Annotated in this window: 18 protein-coding genes; 2 read left to right on the top strand and 16 right to left on the bottom strand. The window is 41.4% G+C overall.

All coding sequences use genetic code 11. From position 1 onward, the window contains the following. A complete protein-coding gene (locus GQF63_RS13070) occupies positions 1-747 on the top strand; it encodes an Ig-like domain-containing protein (RefSeq protein ID WP_160369681.1) in 747 nt (248 codons plus the stop codon). A 1-nt stretch (position 748) separates the two neighbouring features. Here GQF63_RS13070 and GQF63_RS13075 read toward each other — a convergent pair whose 3' ends face one another. From GQF63_RS13075 to GQF63_RS13145, 15 genes are all read right to left on the bottom strand, one after another. Then, positions 749-2,839 (bottom strand): sulfatase-like hydrolase/transferase, encoded by a 2,091-nt coding sequence (locus tag GQF63_RS13075; RefSeq protein ID WP_160369682.1) that lies wholly within the window; start codon positions 2,837-2,839, stop codon positions 749-751. Continuing rightward, positions 2,820-4,742: a sulfatase-like hydrolase/transferase gene (locus GQF63_RS13080; RefSeq protein ID WP_160369683.1), complete on the bottom strand. Its 1,923-nt coding sequence runs from the start codon at positions 4,740-4,742 to the stop codon at positions 2,820-2,822. The genes GQF63_RS13075 and GQF63_RS13080 overlap by 20 nt, the downstream gene beginning before the upstream one ends. Before the next feature lie 66 nt (positions 4,743-4,808). Continuing rightward, positions 4,809-6,569 (bottom strand): RagB/SusD family nutrient uptake outer membrane protein, encoded by a 1,761-nt coding sequence (locus GQF63_RS13085; protein ID WP_160369684.1) that lies wholly within the window; start codon positions 6,567-6,569, stop codon positions 4,809-4,811. Positions 6,570-6,579: 10 nt separating this feature from the next. Beyond that, positions 6,580-9,999, bottom strand: coding sequence for a SusC/RagA family TonB-linked outer membrane protein (locus GQF63_RS13090; RefSeq protein WP_160369685.1), 3,420 nt, complete (start codon positions 9,997-9,999; stop codon positions 6,580-6,582). A 62-nt stretch (positions 10,000-10,061) separates the two neighbouring features. Continuing rightward, the gene (locus tag GQF63_RS13095) at positions 10,062-11,213 is read right to left on the bottom strand and encodes a FecR family protein (protein ID WP_160369686.1); all 1,152 of its coding nucleotides are present in this window, start codon (positions 11,211-11,213) and stop codon (positions 10,062-10,064) included. 74 nt (positions 11,214-11,287) lie between these two features. Then, on the bottom strand, positions 11,288-11,890 hold the full coding sequence (locus GQF63_RS13100) for an RNA polymerase sigma factor (protein ID WP_160369687.1): 603 nt from the start codon (positions 11,888-11,890) through the stop codon (positions 11,288-11,290). A 280-nt stretch (positions 11,891-12,170) separates the two neighbouring features. After that, complete coding sequence (locus GQF63_RS13105; protein WP_212592573.1) at positions 12,171-13,592, bottom strand: sulfatase; 1,422 nt, start codon at positions 13,590-13,592, stop codon at positions 12,171-12,173. A 104-nt stretch (positions 13,593-13,696) separates the two neighbouring features. Continuing rightward, positions 13,697-15,028 carry a TolC family protein gene (locus GQF63_RS13110; protein WP_160369688.1) on the bottom strand — a complete coding sequence of 444 codons (1,332 nt, stop codon included), beginning with the start codon at positions 15,026-15,028 and terminating at the stop codon, positions 13,697-13,699. Positions 15,029-15,030: 2 nt separating this feature from the next. After that, entirely contained in the window at positions 15,031-16,341 is a 1,311-nt protein-coding gene (locus tag GQF63_RS13115; protein WP_160369689.1) for an HlyD family secretion protein, read from the bottom strand. Then, positions 16,331-18,532, bottom strand: a complete 2,202-nt coding sequence (locus tag GQF63_RS13120; RefSeq protein ID WP_160369690.1) for a peptidase domain-containing ABC transporter — start codon at positions 18,530-18,532, stop codon at positions 16,331-16,333. Before GQF63_RS13120 ends, GQF63_RS13115 begins: the two co-directional genes overlap by 11 nt. A gap of 1 nt (position 18,533) precedes the next feature. Beyond that, on the bottom strand, positions 18,534-19,625 hold the full coding sequence (gene gwsS / locus GQF63_RS13125; protein WP_160369691.1) for a grasp-with-spasm system SPASM domain peptide maturase: 1,092 nt from the start codon (positions 19,623-19,625) through the stop codon (positions 18,534-18,536). Positions 19,626-19,627: 2 nt separating this feature from the next. Then, complete coding sequence (locus GQF63_RS13130; protein WP_160369692.1) at positions 19,628-19,807, bottom strand: hypothetical protein; 180 nt, start codon at positions 19,805-19,807, stop codon at positions 19,628-19,630. Then, positions 19,797-20,759 (bottom strand): grasp-with-spasm system ATP-grasp peptide maturase, encoded by a 963-nt coding sequence (gene gwsG, locus GQF63_RS13135; RefSeq protein ID WP_160369693.1) that lies wholly within the window; start codon positions 20,757-20,759, stop codon positions 19,797-19,799. Before gwsG ends, GQF63_RS13130 begins: the two co-directional genes overlap by 11 nt. 235 nt (positions 20,760-20,994) lie before the next feature. Continuing rightward, on the bottom strand, positions 20,995-21,180 hold the full coding sequence (locus GQF63_RS13140; protein ID WP_160369694.1) for a hypothetical protein: 186 nt from the start codon (positions 21,178-21,180) through the stop codon (positions 20,995-20,997). A gap of 49 nt (positions 21,181-21,229) precedes the next feature. Then, positions 21,230-21,421 (bottom strand): hypothetical protein, encoded by a 192-nt coding sequence (locus tag GQF63_RS13145; RefSeq protein WP_160369695.1) that lies wholly within the window; start codon positions 21,419-21,421, stop codon positions 21,230-21,232. A 349-nt stretch (positions 21,422-21,770) separates the two neighbouring features. On the opposite strand from GQF63_RS13145, the gene GQF63_RS13150 reads away from it, so the two are divergent. After that, positions 21,771-23,111, top strand: a complete 1,341-nt coding sequence (locus GQF63_RS13150; RefSeq protein ID WP_160369696.1) for a sialidase family protein — start codon at positions 21,771-21,773, stop codon at positions 23,109-23,111. A gap of 410 nt (positions 23,112-23,521) precedes the next feature. Here GQF63_RS13150 and GQF63_RS13155 read toward each other — a convergent pair whose 3' ends face one another. Then, positions 23,522-24,592 (bottom strand): PDDEXK nuclease domain-containing protein, encoded by a 1,071-nt coding sequence (locus GQF63_RS13155; protein ID WP_160369697.1) that lies wholly within the window; start codon positions 24,590-24,592, stop codon positions 23,522-23,524. Positions 24,593-24,736 lie beyond the last annotated feature (144 nt).

Genomic DNA, 24,736 nt, shown 5'->3' on the forward strand with positions numbered 1-24,736 from the left:
ATGAAAATTTATAAATCTTGTTATATTTTATTTCTGCTTTTATTATTCCTAGCTCTTTTTGGCTGTAAAAAGGACAAGTCTAATCCAGTTGATTCTATTATTAATCCACCTCTGCTAAAAGGGATCGCTCTTGAAGGCACTTACGCTACTCTAAAAGGGGAAGCGGAATCAGGAGCAGAAGTAACTATTCAATATGAGGGCGAACAAGGTATAATCATCAAAAAGCTGCAAGTAGATAATAACGGTCAATTTAGCGTAGATATAGATCGTCTGGTGGATTATGAACAGTTGCTAACTGCATTTTGCAGTAAAAACAATCAACATTCGGAACGGGTATCCTTTGGGAAAATTATGGCGAAAGCTCCTTTTGCAGCAGGCTGGAAAATAGCAAAGGAATTGATTAGTGCGCATCCCTGGAAGTCTGATCAAAGTCGATCTCGTGTGATAATTAAGCAGTCTGCCGGAGCTCCTCCTTATGACATGTTTGCTACTGTTGCGCAGAAGTATTTCCGTTTCCAGTGGGATGGCAGTTTGCAATTCCGCATCACCAATCCGGTTGCTTTTGAACATTTAACTGGTAATTGGCAGATGAACGACACTGGTGCTTTGACCATCAACACGGCTATACCCTTAGGCCCACTACATTTAAAAAACGTCAAAATTCAACATGCAAATGCCAGCCGTCTGGAGCTTTTAGCTCAATTTGCAGACGGCTTATTCCTGTTAAGTTTTCAAGCCCATGAATAGCCTATTTTATTTCTTTCGTTTGTCCATGTTGGTCGGAATAGGTTAAACTAAACCGACTATTGCTTGAAGCAGGTCGATAATAAAATCGGAAAGGATGTAGTCCTGCTTTCAAACGAATCTCTTCTTGAATAGCCTCTCCTTTATACGCATAATCGGCATCGATTACTAAGATATCATGCAGTTTGAACACGGCCTTCCCATTGCTTTGGAAGTTGAATACATAGGTACCGTCGGCAGGCACATCAATATAACCTTTCACCACATAGCTGGCATGCAAAGCATAGGGCAAAGAAGCCGAATTTAAGCTTTTGATACGTTTTGTTTTCAATGCTTTTAAGCCATTTCCACTGGATACCCAGGATTCATCGGTATGATATAATTTACTTTCCAAGCGCCCTTTTTTACGCCCTGTTACGGCTTCGGCAGCCACATATACACTATCATAGGGTCTGGGCGCATCCTTATCTGGTCTACGCATTTGGGTCACCTTCCGCTGCATCTGCTCTTGCAATGCTTTATATGCCGGATTACTGGCCAGGTTAGTGCGCTGCTGCGGATCGAGAACCACATTATAAATTTCAAAAGGATCGCTAGGCGATTGAATATCATAGCGTACGCCCATATGATCGCCTATGCGCACAGACTGCATTTGCTGACGCAGTCTGTTTCTGCGGGCCGGTTCGAAGTCGGCATAATCTGGTGTGCGTTGGTTTTGGGCATATTCTACATACACCTTGGAGGTTTCCTTCTTTCCTGTTCCGGTTAATACCGGCATTAAGGAAGTTCCGTCGACATGGGCAGGAATGGTATATCCTGCAGCTTCTAAAAAGGTAGCCAACCAATCCGAAGCCATCATTGGGTCGTTGATAACGGTGCCCGGCTTAATGCGATTGGGCCATTGCACGAGAAATGGAGCCCGCACGCCACCTTCCCATAAATCTCTTTTTATGCCATCGAAAGCCCCATAGCCCCGAAAAAATTCTGGGGAATACTCTTCTTTTAAATAAGACTCTTTACTGGGGCCATTATCGGAGGTAAAAATAAGTAGGGTATTATCTGCGATGCCCAAATCCTTTAAGAGTTGCAGGATATCGCCTACCTGATCATCAATACGTTTGACACTGGTGGCATAGCGTTTATATACATTAGGCCAGGGCTGTTCAGCAGTGGACGGATTATTATCATGATCCCAAGTCGCTTGGGCATATTCCGGCGCTATCCAGGAATCTATTTCTCCGGAAGCGGTATTGATCATTTCACCGGGTTTGCCGAGCCATTGCAAGCCACCTTTTAATCCGGCACCCGCAGGATAGGCCTGGGTTGGCAGCTCTGTAACCGCATGTGGCGTATCATAGGCCAAATACATAAAGAAAGGTTTATCTGTCGGGTTGGCTTGGCTGTACGCTATAATCCATTGCTTGGCGCGGGCAGTCCATAAATCGCCGGTATAGCATTTATCTAAACCCGGCGTTACGTTGGTAAAGTTATCATAGACTTCCTTGCTGCCTCTGTATTTTCCTTCTTTGGGATAATGTTCATGCCCATCGCTATGGCGTATATAACCATAATAATAATCGAAGCCTATCTTCCTTGGATGTGCCGGCCATACGTTGCCCTTGCCCTGCAATCCCCATTTGCCGATGGCCGCAGTGGTATATCCGGCTTCTTTTAAGGTATTGGCCAGATTATAATTGCTATCCAGGGCTTTGTCAAATTGATTATCACGCACCTTGGTTTGGCCCTGGCTCGCCCCTAACAATAAAGAGGCTCTGGAAGCCACACACACCGGGGCATTGACATAGCCCTGGTTTAATTGAGCTCCGGATACAGCCAAGCCATCGATGTTGGGCGTTTGCATATAGGGGTGATTCCGATTCTGCTCGGCCTTTCGCCTATTTTGATAGTAAACCCCTAAATCACCTATCCCTAAATCATCCATGAGGATATAGATGATATTGGGTTTTTGGGGTTTATGTTGCTGGGCAAGTGCTCCAGTGCAATTCCCCAAGAGGAGGCCAAGCATGGTAAGGTAATATACATAGGTAGATCGGGTCATCTGCAGCGAGTTTAGGTTAGTTCTTTTTATCTTCATCTTGTTTCAATCGGACATAATAGTCTCTTACGGCCATCTTCAAATCGGCAGTTAATGCTTTATTATCCTTTAGGCTGTGCATCTGCTCGGCAAAAGCCTCCGGATGTTGTAGGTATAACAGGTAGTTAATGGCCATCAGGGCGAGGTAATGGTTTTCGTTCGCCAGTTCTGTTTTCAGGATTTCGGCAGCTTGCCGATCCTCATTTAAATCAAATAAAACCGCAGCAATGCTAATCCGCACAGGTGCATAAGGATCTTTTAAGGCGGCTTTCAAACGCTGCTTATGAGCTTTTAACTGCGTTGCGTTCTGCGACCGCAGTCCCACGGCGGCCCAATACCTAACGATATTGTTCTTGGAAGAAAGCAGCTTAATCTGTTGGTTTGTAACTTCCTTGGAACGAAAACCGGACAGCTTTGCTGCGGCATAAATTTCCTCCAGCGGATACTGCTGCGGATTTAAGCGGTATTCGTACGCTGTTCCAGTCTTTGCTATTTCATTCAGTTCATATTCGGGAAGAAACATGATATCCCTAGCCTGCATGATGGTTTGATCCAATTGCTGTCGCATCAGGCTTAACTGTTGTTGATATGCAGGCTGTTCGACGAGGTTTTTGAGCTCCCAGGTATCCATTTCGGTATCGAAGAGGAACTCGGCGGGTCTATCTTCAAACAGCGTCTGCTGCTCTTTATTTAAATGTCCTGCAATCCAATCCTTTCGCATTTGTTGTTTGATTTCTGCAATTTCCATATAGTTGATGAAGCGCGCCTGCGGCATAAAGGGCATGTAATTTCTACTATAGATATACCGCCCATCGGTAATGCTTCGCACCATATCGATACCATTATCGGAGCGATCGGAGGATAAAGCTAAATAAGATACGGGCTTAGATCTTTCCTCCCCTAGTAGCGTTCGGCCTTTCATATGTGTCGGCACCTGTCCTTCCGCCAACTGGATAAGCGTGGGTGCGAGGTCTTCAAAGTTGACCAACTCATCACTCACAACGCCTGTTCCCCAAGGGGATAAATGTTGATACATGGGGGGAAACCAAACCACAAAGGGTACTCGATAGCCTAAATTGATGCCGTTGGTTTTCGCTTTAGGAATACCTTCCCCATGATCGCCAAAAAAGAAGATGATGGTACTATCAGATAAGTTGTCCTGCTCTAGCTTCTGGAGGAGTTTCGCAATTTTATTATCAGTTAGTTTTAAAGCATTGTAGACCCGCGCAAACTGCTTCCGCATTTCCGGGCTATCCCTAAAAAATGGCGGCATCTGGAAGGCTGATTCGCTAATCTGATCTTCTTCAGGAAGTTCATCCAACACCGTCTGCACATATTTATCGTAGGGATCGGTCATGGTTCTTGACTGATGACTATCCATGTAATTGAACACGGCAAAGAAAGGCTGTCCAGATTTGCGGTTCCACCATCCGGCTTTATCGCTGCTCTCGTTCCAGGCGGCCTTTATATATTCCTTATCATTCTGAATATTGTAATCGGTTTTAGCATTGTTGCAGGTGTAATAACCAGCCTCTTGCATATAGTGTGGGAAGCCTTGCATAAATGCCGGCAACGGAAATTTACTGCGATGATGCCCTGTTCCGTTTTCATAGGTTCGTACGCCTGTGATGAGGGTAGTTCGGCTAGGCGAACAGACTGTATTGGTAGAAAAGGCATTGGTAAATCGGACGCCCTCCTTGGCCAAGCGATCGATGGTTGGCGTTCGGGCATCTGGATTGCCGTAGCAGCCCACGAATTGTGGGGAGGTATCTTCGATGGTAATCCATAAGATATTAGGTCGCGATTGAGCGTTTAATTGCGCAATGGTAATGAGGAGGGTGAGGAGAATGAGGAGGTAATACCACACACTTATTCTGCCATTTCCAGTACGAATTCCGATCATTTCTATTGGTTTATAATGAAATAAGATACGAAAATTATGCGTAGTAAAGCTTTTAAAGCGATGCTATTATTCAGGATCTTTGGTTAAATTATCGTTTTGCTGTATAGCAACCAAAGGAATAGACCATAGGTAATACTGAATTGCATTAAAGTTCCGTTTGCCAACAATAATCTTTTTCGCATTATCCAAATCACCATCTTTTACATTCGCATTCGCATTTCTGCCATCACCCAAAGGAATGCCATACACATTGCCATCTTTAAACAGCTGTTCGCCTAAATGGTGTCTTCGAATATCGAAAAAGCGTTGCGGTCCTTCTAAAGCAAATTCAGACCTTCTTTCCTGTAATATGATTTCCAAAGCCTTTTCCTTGCTATTGACGGCACCATAGCTTGTAACTACATTTGGCATTCCGACGCGCGCCCGCACCTCGTTCACCAAGGCCATCGCCTTATTGATATCGGCATCTTTCCCTAAAATAGCTTCAGCGTAAAGCAATATCACCTCGGCATAGCGAATGAAATGATAGTGAATATCTGTCTTCACAGGTGTGATGAAATCAAAATCCATGTATTTCTTAAAGCCATATCCGGTTCTATTGATTTCGTTTTTATTTACATCATCGGTGGTCACAGAGCCTATAATTTTTCCATTTTCTAATGTAACCGTTGGATTTTTCTTCGGATGGGCATCGAATACATAAAGATCGCTCTTGCCATCACCTCCTTTGGCAGGAATCATATCACCAGCTTTTAATATCGTGGCAGCTAATCGAGGGTCTCTTCCTTCCCAAGGTTTTGCCGGGTCATAACCAGAAGCAGGATTGCTAACGGCAAGGCCATTAGCTTTCATCTGATAAGACTCTACTAAAGCATTTGTTGCTCCGATATAATTACTGTTATTCGATCGGCTACCGGAAAAAGCCCCTTTAGGAAGGATAACCACCTGATAACCATGACTTTTAAAGTCTCGATTATAAAATAAAGTCAGGATTGCTTCATTACTAGCCCCATTGGCACTGGCACGCGTGAACAACTTTTGATAGCCAGCTTCTCCAGCATCCAAACTATAAACTCTGCTTTTATATACTGAACCAGCAGCTTCTGCCGCTTTACTATACAAGGATTGTTTATCGGGATACCAATCGATTCCATTTAAAAGATGCCTCGCTTGTATAGCTAATGCAGCTCCTTTTGTAATTCGTCCGACATCATTAGCGTTATTGTATTTTTCAGGTAGATCTTTAGCAATGGCTGCGAGTTCATCGCTTACAAAATCAAATACCTTTTCCCGAGTGGCTCTTCTAGGAAAAAAATCAGGTTCAGTAGGTTCAGTAAGTAAAGGCACAGCACCGAATAAAAAGTTGAGACGAGCATAATTCAAAGCGCGCATAAATCGTGCTTCGGCAAGATAGCGTTTATAGAGTTGCGGATCGGCAAAACTTCCTTCAGCCTGCGGTGCCCGGGCTAGAAATTCATTGATATTCCGGATTATGGCATACCTCGATTCCCAATCCTGTGCCAATTTGTTTTTACTGCTGCTAAAGTCTAAATCTGAGGATTGTGCTGCACCTCGGCGGTCGTATGCATCATCTGTAAAGGTCGCATACACATATTCACTAAATTGTGGATAACCATCAGGATTAAAGCCACGTATTTCCCGGTACAATCCATTTAGAGCTAGCCGAATATCATGCTCAGTTTGATATAAGGTGGCAACTGAATATTCATTTAAAGGTTCCTTATCTAAAAAAGAATCACAGGCAGTACAAGTCAATAAACTAGCAAGTCCGAATAATAATGAAGATTTTATGTTTGAAAATATCATGTCCGTAAGATTAAAAGGTAATGTTTAAACCTAGTGCAAATGTGCGTGCCATCGGATAGTCCACCTGTCCTATTCCCAATTCTGGATCCCAGCCATAGGAACTAGCAAAAAAGTTGTCCCAAATGATAAATGGGTTTTCAACAGAGGCAAATATGGAGGCTTTATTTAGCACCCCGAGTTTTTGCATCCACTTATCATTGACTCGATAACTCAGGTTTATGTTTCGAACACGAAGGTAACTTGCCGAGCGCATCCAATAGCTAGACCGATCATAGTTAATTAATCCTGAACGAACTAAGGGATAAGTTGCATTTTTATTGGGTTGATCTGGGTCAAAACTCTCCATATGGACAGCAAAGGCATTGCCTACACCACCTGAAAACTGCATTTCAGACTGTCCGCCGACAGCGTAAATATTCCGATCAAAAACCCCACTTAGCGTACTTGTTAAGTTAAAATCCTTATAACCAACACTCAATTGACCGCCAACGATAAAATCCCCGCGCTTATGATTGATAATATCTCGATCATAGGTTGCATCAATTCTCCCGTCAGGAACGCCATCAGGGCCACTGATATCTTTTAATTTAGGTGCTCCAATATATAATAAAGAGGTATTCGGCCCTGCAAAAGTATGATTGGATTTATAGGCGTCGAGCTCTGATTGATTACTGATTAATCCATCGGCAATATAACCATATTGCATATCTACAGGGTAGCCCTCCTTCCGCAGAAAATCAGTGTAGTTCGCTGCTTCCCCACCTAAGGAGAGCCATTTCGATCGGATATTACTCGCATTTAAAGAAACCCGATAATGAAAATCGCCTACTTTATGCTGATGATTAAGGGTTAATTCCCAGCCTTTATATTCCTGCGATCGACGATTAACGCTCGGTGCTGCCAGGCCAAATTCTTGAGCCACTTGTGCCTCCGCGAGAATATTATACCGTCGGTTTCTAAATACATCGGCAGTCATGCTAAATTGACCATCAAATAAGGAGAAATCTAAACCTATATTTAGCTTGCGATGAGTTTCCCACGTTAATTTTGGACTTGCATAATTGTTAATCACCAGCCCTGATTCAAGTCCTGCTGTCCAAGGGTAACCAAAGTTTTGAGAAACCCGTTGGATAAAGGCCAAAGGTGAAACATTATCAAGACCTACCTCTCCCCAAGAGCCTCGAAGTTTAAGTAAGTTAAGCCAGGTTTTATCTACAAGAAAAGCCTCTTCCTTCATATTCCATCCCAAAGAAAGGGAAGGAAAGAAACCACTTCTGTAGCCTTTCGCAAAATTGGAAGACCAATCATTACGGAAAGAAACTTCTGCTAAATACCGGCCTCCATAGTCATAGCTTACCCGGCCTAAGGCTGATAAATTACTGGATTCAAAAGCATTCGAGCCATTAGTCAATCCGGCCTCAACTCCACCAAGGTTTAAACTAAGCACGGCATCATTTAAGAAGTTTTGACGTTGCGTATTGAACCCTTCAGCTTTTTGCATTTCTGTTTGCCAACCTAGCACCGAATTAATATGATGTTCATTACTCCCCCATTCATAGCGTAACAAGGATTGTGTTGTAATAACTTGTAGCCGGTTTGTATTGTATAACAAGGATCGTGATGCGGATTGCGCAATCACATTTGGGTTCGCCGTATAGGTTCCGGTTTCACCATCAAATTCAAGGGAAGCATGATCGATTACGTTGTTCCAATCTTTTCCGTTGAAGTTTAAAATTCTAACGCCTACATTTTCTTCAAACTGAAGCCCTTTAACTAATTTGACTTTGCCGTTTAATTGTAATTCCAGTACATCCCTTAAATCTTTAGCGAAGGAACCATCGTTAGAAGTTAACACCGGATTTTGAGAAGTTCCACCATCCCCAACGGCATATAAGCCTGTTCCTAAATGATCATTTACCGGATAAAAAGGAACAGCTCGTAAGGCACGTCCATTTTCAACTGGCACAGCCACCTGGCTGGAATGTGTATAAGCTGTATTTGCACCTAAGCTAAGCCAATTGGTGACATCGGTTTCTAACTTAGCCCGTAGATTATACCGCTTAAAGCCATCTAAATCGGAAATATTGACCCCTTTTTGATCGATATAACCTAAAGCTAGGGAATAGATTGATTTCTCACTTCCTCCTGTTAAGCCTAGGTTTTGGGTCATCTGCCTGGCGCGTTGACCATATAGAATCGAAGACCAATCGGTGTCAAAAAACTCGCCGGCTTTAGCGCGTTGAATTACATCCTGACTAAAATCAGCAAAAGGATCTGCGGTTGCTAAATCTTGTCCATTAATATATACTTGCTCATTTAAATCGGCTTTGTTGCGCAGTTCCATATACTCAACTGTATTGGCCATCTTAGGTATTTTGGTATAGCCTTGCAAACTGGCCTGTGCTCCATAGGTGAATTCAATTGGTTTGTTTTTCCGACCACTCTTCGTCGTGATGAGAATTACACCATTTGCGGCCTGTAAGCCATATATGGCCGCCGATGCCGCATCTTTCAATACGGAAATCTCAGCAACCTGACTAGGATCAACATCTGCTAACGAGGACACAAATCCATCGACCAATACAATCGGTGATCCATTGCCTCGAATACTTAATCCTTGAAATACGCCAGGACGACCATTAGTTTGCGTTATATTCAAGCCAGGTGTCATTCCGGAAAGGCCTTGTTGAACAGACACGATAGGCCTGGATTCTAAAGCCTCCTTCGGATTGATGGTCGCTACGGCACTGGTCACACTCCGCTTCTTCTGCGTACCATAGCCTACCGCAATTACCTCATCAAGAGCGTTCGTTGTTGGTATTAAGGTTATATTCAGGGAAGCTAATTGTCCTAGAGAGAAGGTTTGCTTCTCAAAACCCAGCATGGTAAAGGATAGTTCCTTAGTTGCGGCGGAGATTGCAATCTGATATCGGCCTTCATCATCAGTCACCGTGGCAACAGTCTCCCCGACCGCTGACACAGTCACTCCTTTTAATGGATTCCCAGACTCGTCAACAACTTTCCCTGTAATAATGCGTTGCTGTGTCATGCTGAACTGATCGACTACTTTTTTAGGCTTCTCCGTTACAGTAATAATACCATCTTCCAAGGTCCATGACAAGCCATATTCATCAAGAATCATGCGCATGGCATCATTATAGCCTACTTGTTTCATTTGTACAGCGATATGCTTTTCTGCAATATGATCTCCTCGAAATAAGAATGAATATCCCTGTTGTTTCTGGATAATCTTCATTACCTCGCGTAAGGTTGTATTTTTCGTCTGGGCAGAAATTGTCTGCGCATTTCCTGCCGCCATAAGCTGATTAGTAAGCAAAAAGCTGCATAGTAGTACGATTTTCGCACGGAACAATAAGCGAATAAGATTCATCTTGTTCACTATTTTTGGTTTTCCCATGAATACATTCATTATTAATTGGTTATAGATATAAGTTAGTTTTACAAGAAATTTAAAGTGTTGTATTCTGATTCTTAATGTTCAGAAACAATAAGTTGATTTCTACCTTTGATTTGATTCAACTCAAAGTGCAACCCACTCTTTTCCAAAGCATTCAACACAGCACTTAGGGGTTTATTCCTTTCGATGTAGGCGTAAATATTAATGTTTGAAAGTTTTCCTTTATATTGTACGTCCAGGTCATACCATCGGGCTAATTCCTCTACTGCAGCCTTGGTTGAAGCACGATCAAAATAGAAATACCCATCCTTCCATGCTGTAAATAATTCCGTATCTACTTTGTTTTTGACCAAACCGTTTTGATTGGATATCCCTTGCTCACCTGGTTGCAGAGTTAATTGCTTTGTTTGGGAGGACAAACGCACTTTGCCTTTTACTAAGGTTGTTTTAATCTGAGGCTGCGTTGGATATGCAGCAATATTAAATTGAGTTCCTAATACTTCTACGATCTGGCCTTTTGTGATAACTCGGAATGGAATTCGGCCAGACTGCTGTATACTTTGATTTGCATCTTGTCGCTTTAATCCTACCACATCAAAATATGCCTCGCCTGTCAATTCGACAACACGTTCTTCCGTATCAAATCGGGAAGGATATTTCAATGTTGTTTCGGCATTTAGCCAGACTTTACTACCGTCAGGCAGGGTGACCTGGTAAGTTCCTCCTTTAGGTGTGCTTAGGGTAAGCATTTCTATATTAGCAGTTTGATCCAAAACGGCACTTCCATCCATATAGGTAATTTGGTCTGCAATGACTATTCCTTTATGAGATTCGCTTAAATCAATAGATCTACCGTCGGCTAAGGTCAACTTAGCACGATTTGTTCCTGGGGCAACATCCTCATCTAATTGTGTGATTTGTTCTATGAGATGCGTTGATTTATCTTTCTGGAATATCCAGAAGAAGGAAACGGTTAAGCCAGCAATAAGAATTGCGGCAGCGTAAGGTATAAATTTTTTGAGATTAAGAACCTTTTTACGCTCGAGTTCAGGAAGCTGACTTTTTAGTTTCCTCTCAACAGCAGCATAATCAGGCTCAGGAAGATGAGTATCATCCATAGCATCAACAACCTGTATATACCAAGCTTCCACTTGGCGGCGCTCTTTATCGCTACATTGACCTGTTCGATAGCGATCAAGTAATTCCTTGGCTGGCTGATTAATCATAACTTAAGCATTTTATAATAAAGACGCTCGAGGAAGACAAAAGTGGAAGAAAATAAAAAAGAAAGTAGAGATTATTAATGAAAATGGCGATACCAATAGCTAAGGATGTTCCAGCAAATGAGTAGCATGGAGATGTGGAGCTTTGATCGCAAGAGTTTCATGGCATTATACAATTGTTTTTTCACATTACCTTCCGAAGTTCCAATAGTATGCGCAATTTCTTTATAGGACTGCTCTGCTTCTTGACGCATCAAAAAGATACGTTGCATCTTTTTAGGTAGTTTAGCGACTTCTTCCTCTATACGTCGAGCAAGTTCTGCTGCCAGCACCTGATCCTCGGTTACTGCTTGACTATGCTGAAGAAAGTTGGCTAAGGAATCTAAATATCTTTTTTCTAAGCGATGTCGATCTATCCGGTCGATGACACGATTACGAGTCGCACTGTACAGGTAGCCAGCAAGGTTTCCAGATAATTTAATGGCATCCGCTTTCTCCCATAACTTGGCAAAAATATCTTGCACCACATCTGTAGCCTCATCATCATCTTGGAGCATGCGGCGCGCATGCCGAAATAAAACAGGCCAGAAGCGATTGTAAATCTCTGTATATGCACGTTGATCTCGCACCTGTAGAAGGTCAATTAAATGAGAATCATCAAAATGTGCGTAATTGGTCATAAGTATCTAGGTATCCAAATTAGAAAATATTGCTAAAAGTCCAAAGTAAGGATAGCAATGAAATTTCCAATCCAAAAGCATCAAACGGTATGGCTGCTATGGATCATTTAGACATTTTTATTCTATCAATGATGACTAGAAGCAAGCATTCCTAAATTATAGCAGCCCCCCATACATGCCTACTAATGGTTTTACACTTCATCAAAAACTTGATTAAGGTTAAACTTTACATCAATTAACAGGGGAAATGTAACAGCAATAGTAACAAATTGTTACCTGCTTAGGGTTTAGCTTTTTTCGATTGACTAATAGGTTTGTTATTTCCATTTATCAGTGAGGGCATTGGTGCATTTGTTTTTTTTATCCATAGCAGCAATTCATCCAACAGTTCATTACGCTTTTTAGGATTAGCTAAGGCTAAGTTATTCCGTTCGCCCATATCATTGGCTAGGTTGTATAGTTCAACGGCATTGCTACTGTCAATTGATTTATAACCGCCTTGCATTAACCACTCTTCATGATACAAGTGCAATTTCCAATCGCCTTTTCGGATGACGGATACAGGCCTAGAGCGAAAAATAGTATCCCGACCCCGAATAACAGGATTGTTTAAGTAGCCAGGGAAATGCCAAAAAATAGCTTTACGATCGGTTGTATCAGCATGGCCACTCAATAATGGCCATAGATTCTCGCCATCAAGATCCTTCTTTTCTCCATGGGCCAAAGCCAAAAAGGTAGGATAAAGATCGATGTTAATAATAGGTGTATTATTTACCGTGCCTGCTTCCACCTGGCCTGGCCAGTATGCAATGAATGGCTCTCGAATACCCCCTTCATAGTAAGATCCTTTATTTCCCCGCAAGGGTTCCTGTGGCGACTGATTGGTAGCACCGTTGTCACTCGTAAAGATCAATAAGGTGTTTTTATCCAAACCCGATGTCTTCAAATAGGATAACAGCATGCCTACAGTTTCATCAAAATCGGACGTACAGGCCGCATACAAGGCTTGATCTTTGGGAAGACCCCTATCCAAGTATCTTTGCAAAGTGGCAGGTCTAGCTTCCAAACTAGAGTGTATAGCGTGATGCGCAAAATAGACAAAGAATGGTTTTTTATCGGTTTTATGCGCTTCAAGATAGTGTAATGCTTCCTGAGTCAGGCTGAACATGCCTTTGGGATCTTCAGGAATATTCCATTTTTTATTCGGGTTGTCCTTTCTAGCATCTACATAGACGTCGAATCCTTGCGCTAAAGGACTTGTTTCCTCCTCTTTTCCTAGGTGCCATTTTCCAAAGATGGCCGTTTGATAGCCTTCATTTTTCAATGCTTCCGCTACGGTGACAAAATGAGGATCCAAGTAATCTGTATTTTCCACAGGAATAAGTTTCATTTCATCCTTTGGCCCTCTGGAAGTGCTTCCCACGGCAAAGACCCCATGTCTTGGGCTGTACTTTCCAGAAATTAATGAAGCTCTACTTGGTGCACAATTCCCTGCGGCAGCATATGCATTGTTAAAAATCATTCCCTTTTTCGCCAACTTATCAATGTGCGGTGTTTCAATAAAGGAACTTCCTGTATATCCGCAGTCCTTGTAGCCTAGATCATCGGCAAAGATTAAAATGATATTCGGTTGCTGCGTTTGGGCTATAGCAGTTCCAAACAATGCTATGCCTAGCAGAAGCCCCTTCCATAAAGTCATCATAGTGGTTAATTTAAGAATGAATCTCTCTTTAAAACAATGACGATTAAGGTAGTAAAAAGTGGAAGATTTATTTTAAAATAGGGAGAAAAGACTTTATCATCTCGTTATATTTCCCCATTCGCCATCAGGAGTACCAACAACTTAGAGAACAGCATATTGTACCGAATCTGCAATACATCGCTTTCAGCGGCAAGCAGATTTGCACGCGAGTTATTGAGGTCGTAAATACTTATTTTTCCGGCATCGAAGCTTTTTTGACTGATATCAAAGGCCAGCCTGCTCGTTTCTAGGGCTTCTTGGGTCAGCACAAGTTGCTTTTTATAATTCTGGTAATCCACAAGATAGCGTTCCAACTCTTGTTGGAATTGCTGTTTGGCTAATCCCAACTGTTCTATATTTTGAAGGAGCTGATTATTATTTTTCTGGATACCATGCTTCACCGATCTCTTATTGTAAATTGGGATATTCATGGAAAGGGTAATCTGTTGGGAAAAATTACCTTGCATTTGTTGCATAAATGGAAGCTTACCAAATCCGGAAGTCAGGTTATTGAAATAGAAACTCCCAACATTGAGCCCTAAATCTATACTGGGATATAAGCCCGTTTTTACCATTTTATTATCAGCAAGAATAGCTTCATTTAAGTAATTATACTTTCTGAGCAAAGGATGGTTATCAAAAACATGATGCAGCAGTTGTTGCGTCTCGGCATCATGGAAGGATAACTGTTCGATATTGCTTAAGTTATCATCGAGAATAATTGTTACAGAATCGTTTAAATTCAGCAAATGTGTCAACCCCAAGAAGGCTTTTTCCACTTCCTGCTGCGCGGCAGCAAGTTTCTGCACATCACGACTATGGTTGGCCTTCGCTTCATATAAGACAGACAGTGCCGAATACCCTAGGTCTGTAGATTTTTGCACTTTCTGTACTTGTAGCTCGGAGAAATAGCTACTCGAATCGATTAAGCGTGCCATTTCCTGCTGTAACAATACTTGCAAATAAGCTTGTGCTACCTGAATGCGCACCTGCCGTTTCTGCAACTCGACCTCTTCTTTCGATGCATTGACTAGTAGTGCTGATTTTAGGATCTGCTGCTTATGTCGACCAAAGTTTACTAAGGAAACAGCAGAACTAAGGCCTATTGTCGAGTTGAAGTTATCATTTCGCGCATTATTTCCAAAGATATCCTGCGACTGCCCGAAATTGCTAGCGACGTTACTAAAGCCATTCAGGCTAGGTAAGCGTTCATTTTTAGCCATATTCACATCGATCATCTTACTCGCGACATCCAACTTGCTTAAAGCGATACTCTTATTCTTTTCTAAAGCCACTTCAATGCATTTCTGCAAATCCCAGCGTTCTTGTGCCTGGAGATTCCAGTTGCCAATAAGCATGCAAAAATAAGCAGCTATCATCCAGATTAATCTCCTCATGGCTATCCGTTTTGCTGGTATTTCAACATACTCCGCAACTGATTTAAGATACGCTCGGCCAAGGTGAGTTCCTCTGTAACGATATCAGCGTTTCCCGTAAGCTCTTGGTTAAAGTCGATCTTTTTATGATAAGATGTTTCCAAGCCTTTTGGAAGGGCGACTTCCACATAATATTTACCATCCTTATCAGGTGTCAATGACAAGGATTTGACTTCACCTGTCACGATTCCAAATTCCTGGTATTTGAAATTATCCAGTTTGATGAGTACTCGTTGCTTTGCCTGAATTTTCCCTTGATTCTGCGCTGCAATATGCATCTGTCCTACAATAACATCCCGATGTTCCGGAAGGATACTCAGCAAGGCTGTCCCCGCTTTCACAAACTGATTGGTTCCCAGAAATTGCAGAAAGCTGACTTTCCCTGCTATAGAAGCACGGATTAAGAAACTCCGCTCCCATTGCAGGATGGCCTTCCGTAACTTCTCTAACATCAGCAGACTTCCGGTGCTATAGTTTGATTGATCTTTGGATTTATTGATTTGTACAGCAGTTTGTACTTTCTTGAAATTAAGGATACTTTCTTCAAGCTGTGCCAGTGATAGCTGCGTGTTTTTAAAACTCTTCCTTTGCTCCAGCAGGCGAAGCTTCTCATTTTCCAAATCGAGGGCCGAGATAACCCCTTGCTGCTGTAACTGTTCTGACCGTCGGTAATTCTTCTCCGTCAATTGCATCTTCGACTCTTCCAAAGCATATTGTTGCTTCATGTTCTCAATCCTTCGCTCATAATCATTAATATTCTTCCCGGCAGTCAGCCCTTCAGCATCGTAGGGTTTCAATTTGGCAAAGAGGATTTCCTCTTGCACGGCCTTAGCAAAAGCGGTGTAATCTTCTTGGATTTCTCCTAGTCGGAATCCAGAGGTCTGCTGAACAGGAAACTGTTGAATAGTTAAGGGCTGCATACTATCCAGAAGTTGCTTCAACTGCAAGACATCTTCGTAGTTTGCATTAGATTGCAGAACCAAAATGGCCTGCCCTGCTTTGACTTCCTGCTGATCATTAATAAAGATTTTCTCAATCCGAGAATTAACTGTCGTTTCGATCTTTTCCGGCGGATTTTGAGAACTGATTACAATGCTTCCCGGAATAAACTCGGGATACTTTATTATACAAGCTAAGGTGAAAAACAACACAATTAAAAGACAAAGTACGGTACTTCCCCATCGGATTAACCAATGTGGTGGATTTTCCAGCACCTCGTTTACCTGCTCTGAGCGAAGCTGAATCTGATCTAATGTATCTCTGTTAGTTTCCAAGTTCCAATTGATTTTTCACCAAACGGTAGTACTCTCCTTTTCGGGCTACCAATTCGGCATGGTTGCCTTCTTCCACAATCTTTCCCTTATCGAGCACCACAATCTTATCTGCCTGCTTCACCGTCGATAAACGATGGGCTATAATAATAGCTGTCTTACCTTTTAGGAATTGATTGAGATTATCGGTTATTATCTTTTCTGTATTGGCATCCAGCGCACTGGTTGCTTCGTCGAAAAAAACATACTTTGGTTCTTTGTAAACAGAACGGGCAATCAGCATACGCTGGGTCTGTCCGCCACTTAGCCCCAAGCCCTCATAGCCAATCCGGGTATTATAGCTTAGGGGCAAAGACTCAATAAAGTCTTTGATATTAGCGATTTCAACGGCCTTCGCCAGTTTCACTTTATTGACCGTATCATCGCCTAAAGCGATATTATTGGCTACACTTTCATTAAAAATATAGCCATCTTGCATCACAATACCGCAGCTGTCTCGCCAACTATTGACCGAAATATTCCGTATGTCTGTATGTCCAATCTTGATGGTGCCCTGATTGACATCATAGAATTTTGCCAACAGTTTCATCAGGGTAGTTTTACCGCTTCCACTGGCACCTACAATGGCTGTAGTCTGCTGATATGGGATCCTAAGGTTCAAGTTCTCAAAGACGGGAACTTCAGATCCTGTATAGCGGAAGGAGACATCCTGTAGTTCAATATCTGCTGCAGGAATATCGCTGATGGTAGATCCATCCAATGGCTCTTCATCGTCTTTTTCATGAATTTCATTTAACCGTTCCAAGGCAATCTTGGCGTCTTGAAATTGCCGAATAAAGCTTACCAATTGAATGAGTGGTGAATTCAACTGTCCTATAATATATTGTACGGAAAGCATCATCCCTAAGGTCAGTTTGCCCTCTACCACCAAACTAGCGGCAATAAAACTGATCAGGATATCTTTAAGCTGGCTAATAATATTTCCACCAATGGTCTGCACCTGTTCCAGTTTTAGCGCCTTAATCTTTATCCGGAACACCTTAATCTGAATCCCCTCCCATTGCCATCGCTTATAGTTCTCAGCATTGTTCATCTTTATCTCTTGCATCCCATTAATCAGCTCCATCACCTGCCCCTGTTCTTCCGAAAGCTGCGAAAATTGCTTATAATCTAATTCGCGTCGTTTTTTCAGGAAAAAGGTAATCCAGCCGATATAGGCCATGGCCCCAAATAGAAAAACCAAGAATAACTTGTAATTATAGATAAGCAGCACCAGGCCGAAAATAACAAAGTTTATCAGGGAGAATAAGGTTTGCAAAGAGGTGTTGGTCAGCAATTGTTCAATGCGTGAATGGTCGGATATCCGCTGCATAATATCCGCTGTAACGCGGGTATCAAAAAAACGGATGGGCAAGCGCATCAGTTTAATAAAAAAGTCGGAAACAATGGAGATGTTGATGCGGGAAGAGAGATGCAGTAAAATCCAAGAACGGATAACCTCTATACTCATCTGTCCGAGGTATAACATAATCTGGGCAAAGAGGATCAGGTAAATGAAATTGAGATCTTGATTCTGAATTCCAATATCGACAATACTTTGGGTAAGAAAAGGAAAAACCAAGGCCAATAAACTGCCTCCGATTAATCCAACTGCCAATTGCAAGATAAACTTCCGGTACTTGGACAGGTAGTGTTTCAGGTATTTATAGATGGAGAATTTCTTATCCGCTTCTTCTTCAAAGTCATCAAATCGAGGCGTGGTCTCCAATACCAAAACAATTCCCTCCTCCGTATGCTCAGATGCCCCTTTGCCTATCCAGGCATCCAGAAACTCTTGCTGATCATAGCTGATTAAGCCATAACTTGGATCCGAGATGTGAAACTTATAAGTTTGCCCTTTCTTTTCAATTTTATAAACAACCACAAAATGCTGCTTGCGCCAGAACAGAATACATGGCAGAGGCACATCCTCAATCAGCACATTCAAGTCGATCTTTACAGCCAGGGTTTTAAAACCTATAGCCTCTGCCGCACGGCTTAATCCCATCAGGCTCGATCCTTCCCTTGTGGTTTCCGACAAATCGCGTAGCAACTGCAAGGACATAGTTTTGCCATAGAATTTGCTGATGATACGCAAACAGGTCGGACCGCAGTCCTTCATATCGGGTTGCTTATAGAAAGGAAATTTAGCCATGCTATTGCGATGCTATTAAACTTTCCATTTGATAGTAGGAAATGGCCTGCTGCTTTAATGGATTTGTCGACCAATCTGCCCATTGATTCGCATATGGATCATAACCACATTTTAAAGGTTTCGAGAAGTCTTGCCCTTCTGCATTGATATGCGTACGTTCTGTATAGGCCCGGCAATCGGTACAAACGTATCGGAATTCACAGTCTTTACAGACTTCGATGCGATCCTTATTAATGGCCCAAGGCTGTTTAAAAGCAGGGGTTTCCAATATATCCTGCAGTTTACTGCTGTTAATATGGCCATAGCTGTTGGCCATGGAAGGACAATTCTTGATATAACCATCCTTATCTACAGACAACTTACGGTTTAAACAAGTATTGTACAATTGGCTTTCCGAGAAAAGCTCAATACTGCTGCTAAAATAACTCGGTTGAATAATGCCACACTGTAAGCAGGAATCCAAGGGCTTCTTGCCGAAGAAAATATGAGCCGTATCGCGTAGTAATTTGATGTGTTTATCTTGAGGAGCCGAGTGGATAATCATCGTGTTGATTCGTAGATCACTCTCCAACAAGGCTTTAAGGTTTTTCTCTTGGCAATAACTATCCCAATGCAATACAAGCTTTATGGAAATGACTGTGCTAAATTTAAATTTGTCAAGAACCACCTTTAGCTTTTCAAAAGGTATTTTTTCATAGCTCCTAATTTCTACCGCAGAGAGATTTAAGGTTAATAGCTCCTCCATAAATGGCACTTCGAAATCAGTACCTGGGGAGATTTCCAAAATAATATTCGTGATTTCCGAGAAGGCATCCCAGGTTAGGGAGAGTGGTATCAATTCCTCCATGATGTGGGTATCCAAAAAACCCATATCATGTTTTAGAATAAAATTGATGTAAGTCTGGATGGTGCTTTTATTTTCATGGCCATAGGCTTCCACACATTCTTCAAGGGAATGATCGGCCAGGTATTCTAATACTTCAAGCATATCGTTGGGAATTTGATAATATTTCCTAAGCTGCAAGTCGCAGATTAAAGACATGCTTGCCCCTTTCACCAATCGACAATTTGCAAAAATATGAAGGTAATTCATGCTTATAATTTAGAGATGGGTTTATAGTAATTGATGACCCGATAACCTTTGGAGTTCAGCAGCTTGGCTTCTTCAATTTTCAAAGGTGTTTTATCCAGATCCATGCTATCGCGTTCCAAAAAATAAATCGAAAGCGGAAGTCCTTCCAGCTTTTTCAACTTCTTGATAAACCTATGCTTCATTTGATATCTTATGCTTAAAGGTAAGCGCCATTTCGCGCTCTAAATAGTAATTACAAGGATGTGACACCATACCAAATTGACCCTCCGGATTGATTTCCAGAAAAACATACTCCCCTTGTGGTGTCAATATCAAGTCGATAGAACCTGTGTTAAAACCTAATGCCTGCATCAGGGCCTCGAGCTTTGTGCTAATAGTAATTGGCAATTGATACGGAACGGTTCTATTGGGCCGTTTATGGTCGTAATTGCGGAAGTCATTTTTGGTATTTTTATTATTCTGGGAATAGATGGCCATAGCGTAAAACTTGCCATAGAGATAGAATACCCGGATTTCCATTTTCTTGGCTACGGCTTCCTGAATTAGGGAAGGAAAGAACCGCTCTGGCACATATTTCAAGCCTTTTGCATCCAACAGTTTGCTGAGCATATTATAATGCATGTCCTTGCTATCTTCCAGAAATATAACTTCACTCAAGGGTTTGATAATTGCTTGAGGGTATTGCGATATGAAGTCTGCAACAGCCTTTTTCGTGGTAAGCACCTCGGTTTTCGGAATCGCCAATCCTTTATCTTCCGCCAGCTGCAAAACAAATAGCTTATTGAGCCTCATCGACATGGCGGGGTCATTCACCCATTTTTGAGGCGCAATTTTTTCAAGAATATAATTAAATAGGGTTCTAAATTCCGCATTAAAGAAATCGCCCAATGTCCGTTTATTCTCAAAATGGGCTTCCTTTAACTCATACTGAAGACCGGGAAAGGCATGAATTCGCCTCCTATACCAGGCGATGCCCACCTCTTCGTTCTGCGGCAGTTCCGACAAGCTCTCCAGTTCGAAAAGATCCTCACCATTCAAGCGAACATAAGGCATCTTGAAATACCGCATCCATTTACACAGGTAGTCTGTGGAAATTTCTAAAGTGGCCTGACTCAATACTAATACTTTACTCATCCTAACGGTACTAAATCGATACATATTGAAGGGTTTGCTTTCTTTTTAAAGCAGTTCCTTCACTTGTGAAAATAGAATATTAGGCAGTCAAAAATGGATAGTTTAAATATGCGTGCAGGACATCAACAATATTCGCTGGCTTTTGAAAGATATTCGATGCCGCCGATAAGAAATAAAAAAGCGTGCAAGAATATTCTTACACGCTCTTCCGTCTCAACGAATTGATGGGAATTTCTTAATCTGGAGTATGGTCACATGTATAGTGCTCTGCTAAACGACCTTTTGTAGGTCTATGTTCTGTTGTAGGAACAGAGCTATCTCCTCCGTTATCAAAAGAGAAGTCAACGAAAATACCTGCACCACCTTTTACATTTTCGGTGTTTTCAATTTTGCTTGCGTTTAATTTTTCTAACTTTTTCATGTGCTTATAATTTATAAATGTTTAAAATATTTTTCTTTCCAAGGTTTTTTTAAGGTCTGGTGCAACCATCTGTAACATGGTCTGGCATCGTTGAATCCCCTAACAATTCGTTTGAGCTACTATGCGTAGGCATTACGCCATTGTCAATACCAAGAGAAGGCGTACGGTTTCCTAAAAGTCCACCTTTTACCAGTTTAGTGTTGTTCAACTTGTTTTGTTTTAATTTTTCTAACTTCTTCATGGGTCTATTTATTTAGTCTTGTGTGCAATTTGAGTTTTCGAAAACCACAGCATATTTCTTTCATCAGCTAGCGGTCTTTCGCTTTTCATAATTTAAAGGTCTATGATTTATGGAAAGTATTTTTGTCAAATTCAGATTTCACAAGGGGGCAATCAATAAGCGTTGCGTTCTGAAAAATATTCGCAAAAAATAAGGTAAGCTGTCTGCTAAATATGAAATATTGTATTGCATATCTATAAAAAAGTAGTAGTGATGGTTAATAGCAGTCAATATCTTTGATTAGGTGAACAATCAGTTCAACGCCGATTTCAATATTTTAACCGTGCATGCACATTCCAAATCCAAGTACATGAAATTATCACTTCTCAAAATCTTACCCATAGTTTTATTAACCGCTTGCGGAACCAACAAAGCTTTTACAAACCTCACAGATTCTCAAATAGATTGGAATAAAAAGCCACTCCATGAAGGGATTAAGGCTTATGATAAATCGGAATTTATATACAGCAAAGAAGGTAAAAAGCTTTTCAGAATCCAGTTTTCAGAACCTGTTGTTGTGGCTGTGGCTGATAGACCCTATAAATGGGGATATTTCCAATTTCCAAGTTTTTACCAAACCGATGAGGGACATATTGTTGCTCGTTGGAATCTATCTTCCGATCATGCCGAAAGTTATGGCAAAGGAAGCTCTGGACAGGCCATATCTAAAGATAAAGGGAACACCTGGCAGGAGGTTGCGAAAGCTCCTTTAGGTGGTGGTTTTAAGGTTGCAGACCATGAATACATCAAAGTACACACGCCTGTTGCTGTTCCTATAACATCCTTAAACCTATCGAGCCCCATAGCTAAAGCAAAAGAAGCCTATGGTCGAACCTTCCAATTCTGGAAAGCTGAGGACCTTCCTGATCAGCTAAAGGATGTTCACATATTCCGCAGAACGGCAGATAAACCTGAGTGGCAATTGGAGTCAGCCAAGCTGATCGAACAAAATCTAGTTAGGTATGCAGACGATAAACTTTTCCCGGTGGTTTGGTGGGGGGATATGAAACAATTAAAAGACGGCACCCTAGTGACCGGTACCTACCCTGGGTTTACACTAAAAAATGGTAAAGTGCCACCCTCGGATGTACCCTTCTATACCTCAAACGATAAAGGGAAAACTTGGACATTAATCGGCAGAATACCTTATCGCTACGATGCTACCTTAGATCCTAAAGGCAACCAACGCCATGCCTTAGGATTTACAGAACCCACCTTTGAAATTCTGAAAAACGGCCATTACCTAGCCGTTCTTCGGACTACAGATGGCCTAGGGAATAGCCCCATGTATTATGCACAATCTTATGATCAGGGTAAAAGTTGGACAGAAGCTGCTGCCTTTACAAAAAATGGGGTACTTCCCAAACTACAACAGTTGCAGAATGGTGCCATTATGTTGGCCTCCGGAAGACCCGGTATGCAAATACGGGTAGCCCTGAATCAGGAAGGCACCAGCTGGTCCGATCCTTTTGAAATGCTGCCTTATCAGCTGAATGGCAAAAACACCGAGGTATCATGCAGCTATCCAGACCTCCTGCAACTGAATAAAAATACCTTCTTATTAATCTATAGCGACTTCAAATTCAAAAATGAAAAAGGAGAAACACGAAAAGCGATAAAAGTTAGAAAGATTCAAATTGACCTGTTATGATTTAGGCCATTGCACTTTGTATTTGCAAATCCAACTGATCCTGAAGAATTGACTAACAATGAAATAATCATCATATAATTAATAAGCCAAAATAGCCATAAATAGAAATCGTTGATTATATTATCGTTATCAAGTTCTTTATCAACAGAGGTAACCGAATAAATCACTTTTAATCTGCTCTGTTTTGTAGGACTTTGTATTCTCTTGACAGAACCTTTTCCAATCAGTCAATATACTTTGTTGCTATAATGGTATGAAAGTTATCCGATAATAACAATCTTATTTGCAGTTAGATTTGGTCGCCAAATCAATTCCGTAAATGCCCAAAGCGAGAACAGCTATGGCCTGGAGCGGTGGGGTTTTGCAAGCTACTAATGAGCGAGGGGAAATGTCGCTATCGCCTAAACATCTTATGTACCGCTGTTTTCAAAAATCTCGTGCAGTTTCTGTTGCAGTAGCTTTTTGTCGGGCAATTGTGTTTGGTATTCAGCAATCATAGTAGGCGAAAGTGAACGGCTCAGCGCAAATTCTACAACTTCATGTTCTTTGCCCTTACAGAGTAAAATACCGATACTTGGGTTTTCATGGCTCTTCTTTGCTTTACGGTCAAGTGCTTCCAAATAAAAATTCAGTTGTCCCAAATGTTCGGGCTGAAATTCATCAGCTTTGAGTTCAAAAGCTACCAAACATTGTAAATCACGATGATAAAACAGCAAATCAATGTAGAAATCCCTATTGCCTACCTGCACTTTATATTCTTCATCAATAAAAATAAAGTCTCTACCTAATTCAAGGATAAAATTTTTCATCTGCTCGATTAAGCCTTTTTGTAAATCGCTTTCACTGTGAGGTTCGGATAGGTTCAGAAACTCAAATACATAATTGTCTTTGAAAGGACTTGCTATATCGATGGTTAATTCTCTCGGCATTGTTGAGAGTTTTGCATTTCCTATCATAACACGCTCAAAAAGACTTGCAGAAATTTGTCGGTCTAGTTCTCGTTTGGTATATTTTTCTTTGATTGTGATACGCAAGTAAAATTCCCGTTCTTCTTCTGTTTTACAACGGGAAAAGATGGTAAGATGATGCGTCCAACTCAATTCAGCTAAAAGCGTATTTTTGATGTCTTGGAATTGAAATTGTCGCAGCGATGGTGAGACAGTTTTATCTATCTGATTTTTATCTATTTGTATTTGTCGCACCGTTGGTGCGACAAATTTGGTATCAGCATAAGTTTCATAAAACTGTATCATTCTGTAAAGCCCTGAACGGCTGAACCCTTTTAATTCAGGATTGTGTCGTTGAATGAAATCCGCCAATTCAACTACCGTTTTATCGCCCCACTCGGCAATGGATAACTTTTGTTTCACATAAGCTCCTACATTCCAATAGAGGTTTATGAGTTCGGTATTAACTGCCTTTATTGCATTGTTTCTGGATTGCTGTATAAGCTGTATGAGGTCGGTAAATCTCTTATCCATTGATCAAATGTTAAAGTGGATCATACCGAAAGTTTGGGGGGTAATAATTTTTAAGCATACAATTTCATCACCCGATATAAGAAAAAGGTAGTATCTCTAACTCCTCGAAATACACTTCTAAAAGCCTTAAGTTTTGCATTGAAA

The organism is Sphingobacterium humi (genome assembly GCF_009768885.1).
Taxonomy (GTDB): domain Bacteria; phylum Bacteroidota; class Bacteroidia; order Sphingobacteriales; family Sphingobacteriaceae; genus Sphingobacterium; species Sphingobacterium humi.